Origin of the sequence: Dietzia sp. B44 (assembly GCF_014145245.1) — a bacterium.
In the GTDB taxonomy this organism is placed as follows: domain Bacteria; phylum Actinomycetota; class Actinomycetes; order Mycobacteriales; family Mycobacteriaceae; genus Dietzia; species Dietzia natronolimnaea.
In genome coordinates this window covers 1-3,466 of record NZ_JAALEF010000300.1, presented here as the reverse complement: position 1 = coordinate 3,466, position 3,466 = coordinate 1, and the positions used below count along the sequence as shown (strand labels likewise).

At 65.5% G+C, this 3,466-nt stretch carries 4 protein-coding genes; 3 read left to right on the top strand and 1 reads right to left on the bottom strand.

The window, feature by feature from the left end; genetic code table 11:
• On the bottom strand, nt 1-1,221 hold a 1,221-nt coding region (locus G6017_RS16800; protein ID WP_241731474.1), incomplete at its 3' end, for a GMC family oxidoreductase N-terminal domain-containing protein.
• On the opposite strand from G6017_RS16800, the gene G6017_RS10525 reads away from it, so the two are divergent.
• The 3 genes from G6017_RS10525 to G6017_RS10515 all read left to right on the top strand — a co-directional run.
• Nucleotides 1,220-1,609 (top strand): VOC family protein, encoded by a 390-nt coding sequence (locus G6017_RS10525; protein ID WP_182617270.1) that lies wholly within the window; start codon nt 1,220-1,222, stop codon nt 1,607-1,609. The genes G6017_RS16800 and G6017_RS10525 overlap by 2 nt on opposite strands.
• 250 nt (nt 1,610-1,859) lie before the next feature.
• Nucleotides 1,860-2,897: a GIY-YIG nuclease family protein gene (locus G6017_RS10520; RefSeq protein WP_182617269.1), complete on the top strand. Its 1,038-nt coding sequence runs from the start codon at nt 1,860-1,862 to the stop codon at nt 2,895-2,897.
• Between the two features lie 341 nt (nt 2,898-3,238).
• On the top strand, nt 3,239-3,466 hold a 228-nt coding region (locus G6017_RS10515; protein ID WP_182617268.1), incomplete at its 3' end, for an alpha/beta fold hydrolase.

Here is a 3,466-nt window from a genome sequence, read left to right as displayed (position 1 = left end):
GTTGGCGATCGCCAGGTACAGGCTCACGCGGGTCTCGAGCCCGGCCGGCAGGGGAGCGATCTCGGCGAAGATCGACGCGGTGGGGTCGGCCCAGTTGTCGATCCCGAGGGTGGGGATGGTCGACTGCTTGGAGCCGGTGGCGTCCCACATGTGGTTCGCGCGCCCGACCATGATGTTGCCGTTGTTGCCCCAGCCCTCGCCCACCTGGTTGGACAGGTTGGGCAGGAGGCCCTGCGCCTTCATCGACACGAGCAGCTTGCTGGTCCCGATGCTGCCGGCGGCGAAGAACACCTTGTCGGCGGTGACGTTCTTGGTGGCGATCACGGCGCCCTGCTCGTCGATCTGCTCGATCGTCACCCGGTACCCGCCCCCGGTGGCCGGGGTGACGGCCGTGACCCGGTGCAGCGGCGAGATGGTGAGCTGGCCGGTGGCGGCGGCCTGGGCCAGGTACGTCTTGTCCAGCGACTTCTTGCCCGCGTTGTTGCCGTAGATCACCTCGCCGCCGAGCGCCGAGGCCTGCGCGGTGCCCGCCGCCTCCCGCTTCATGTAGTCGAAGTCGTAGACGTTGGGCACGAAGGTCGTGGCGAACCCGGAGCGGTGCGCGGTCTTCCGGCCCACGCGGGCGAACTGGTACCAGGGGCTCGACTCGAACCACGCCTGGTCGACGTGGTTGACGCCGAGGGCGGCGTTCGCGCGCGGGAAGTAGGTGCCGTACATCTGGGCCGCGTCGACGTTCGGGAGGATGTGCTCGAAGTGGCTGTGCTTGGGCGTGACCGCCATGCCGCCGTTGACCAGCGAGCCGCCGCCGACACCGCGGCCCTGGTACACCTTGATCCCCGAGAACTTCTCGGCGTCGAGGATCCCGACGTAGCGCTCCACTTTCTTGTCGATCCCGAAGCCCATGAAGTTGCTGACCGGTTGGCTGGTGGTGTCCGCGAGCCAGGTGGAGCGCTTGTCCGGGCTGAGCATCCCCGAGAAGATCTTGCCGTCCGGGCCCGGCGTGTCCCAGCTGCGGCCCATCTCCACGATGTGGGTCGCGATCCCCGCCTGGGTCAGGCGCAGCGCCGCCAGGTGCGGGTCGCTTCGGACGGCGGCGGGCCCTCGTCGTCGTCGCCGATTCCCAGAGCGCACCGGGGGAGCGCCCCAGCTCCGGCCGCCGGGAGGAGCCTCGGTCCGTGAGTGCTTGAGGCGCCTGGAGTGCAGGTCGTAGCGCGGTGCCATGGCTGGGATCACTGCGCGGCGTGTGGTCGTCGCACTCGACTGCCCCGACGCTCGCGAGCTCGCCGAGTTCTACGCAGCGATGCTCGGCTGGCGGATTCGCGACGACGTCGAGTACTCGGACTGGGTCGACGTCGTGCCGCCGGAGGGCGAGCCGGGCGCGGTCGCGCTCGCGTGCCAGACCGTCCCCGACTTCCGCGCCCCAACCTGGCCCGATGGCCCGGTCCCCACGCAGGTGCACCTCGACTTCTACGTGGACTCGATCGCCGACTCCGAGCCGGCCGTCCTCGCCGTCGGCGCCCGCCGACACGAACACCAGCCCAGCCCCGACGGACGGTTCGTGGTGTACCTCGACCCGGTGGGGCATCCGTTCTGTCTCTGTGAGGAGTGAAGTGGGTGGCGAATCCCTTCCGAGGTATTCGCTCGACTGCTCAAGCGGCCTACCACCGTTGGGTCATTCGCACTGATGGCTAGTTGATTTGACCTTCGCTCGCCAGCCGTGTGCGGACCGGTTTAGCAGGCATGCCGAAGGTGAAACCTAGCTTTACTGCGGAGGTGTCATAGGGCCGAGGTAGCGTCCGTCTGCAGATGGGCAACTAAACACCACCTTGAGACGTTCCACTATAGATGGGGAGGCCAGGATGACCGGCAGATCGACAAAGGCACACGGTCAAGTCAAGCTAGATTTCACGATCTACGATGTGACTGACATATCGAGCTTGGCTCCTTACTTTGGTCGAAACGTCAGTAGGTGCGGGATCTATGTTCTCCACTTTGTTGACAGAAGCGCCTATGTCGGTCAGACAGTCGACGTAGTGAATAGGTTCAGCAAGCACTCCCGCGACTGGAGCGCGAAGCTCCCAGATGTTGCGATCGAAAAAGTCGAGTTCGCGACATGCGACCCGGCGAGACTCGACGAGGCCGAGCAGCTGCTGATCGCCGATCTCGAACAAACGGTCGTTCTGCACAATAAGCGTCTGACCAATTGGCCCGGAGGTCGCGGCGACATTGAGGTCCGCAGGCAGGAGTCGTCCCCAATTCGAATCCCGGCCGACCGGGCTCATCGTTCGCGCCTGAAGGAGGTGCCATCGAACAGCAAGCTTCGCCGGTACCTCGAGTTTGCAGCAGCCCCGCAAACCTCGCAGCTCTCCGAGTTTGTCGGCAGGTACCTCGCCGAAGCTGTGCCGTCACCTGAAGAGACGGCAGGAACCATGTGGACCTGCACGGCTCTGCCCACCACTGGCAACAATTCTCGATTGCTCACGCTGAACGTCGGCGGGTTAGAGGTTCTCTACTCGATGCTCGTCGGCCCCTCGCCTGACACCGCCCACACATGGGCTTTCGTGAACATCGCCGTCCCCGACGATCGGTCTCGGCGCGAGCTTGAGTTCGATTCACCGGTCTGCAACGCGGCCGTCGTGACCTACCGGAGTGAGACTGCTTGGCGCTGGGCTTTCGATCTAGAGACCTTTTTTGATCCCGAGGACTCGAAACTCCAGACGATTTTCGACGGTCATCTTCGCCACAACGATGAGTTCTTCGACCTTGCTTACGCACTCAACAAGCGGTTAATGGCGAAGCAACCGTCAATGTGGATTCCAAGCCATAACCCCCACCTCGCTACCGAACTGCTGGCCGCCGCATTCGGCGCGGACTCGGATCCTGCTGCGCAGCAGTAGCGACCTCGTCAAGGGCGTACGTCCAGGGTTGCCCCCAGCTGCTAGGTAGAGCCGACCGAAAGGCAGTGTAAGAGGTCGAGAGGTGTCGCCTTGTTCGCGGCGCAAGGTCTGGCCAGGCCCGGTTGCGTCACCTATGCGAAACTCACCACCTCACTCCACTACCGCAGATCGGCGACGATGGTCGCCACCATGTCCCGCTCGGCGAGTGCGGTGTCGACGACGGTGACGAACCGATTGACGCTCACGCGGCCTGGCGCCAGGGGGCCGTCCACCGCGTACGGGCAGGGGTACTGCTCAGTCGCGCCGTCCTAACCGCATTCCGGGTGGGTAGCCTCACGGCCATGACCGACCTCGTCTTCCTCCCCGGGCTCCACGGTGACGCGCAGACGTGGGCGACGGTGATGCGCGCTCTGCCGGACGGCCTCCACGCCACGGCGCTGGATCTTCCGGCCGTGGCCGACCTCGACGCGCTCGTCGACGAGGTGGCGGGCCGGGTCGCGCCCGGCAGCGTCGTCGTCGGGCATTCCCTCGGCGGCGTGGTGGCGATGCATCTCGCCGAGCGGCACCCG

Excerpts from the sequence above, each read along its gene's own strand:
- G6017_RS10525 (WP_182617270.1), top strand. The coding sequence starts at position 1,220 with ATGGCTGGGATCACTGCGCGGCGTGTGGTCGTCGCACTCGACTGCCCC.
- G6017_RS10520 (WP_182617269.1), top strand. The coding sequence starts at position 1,860 with ATGACCGGCAGATCGACAAAGGCACACGGTCAAGTCAAGCTAGATTTC.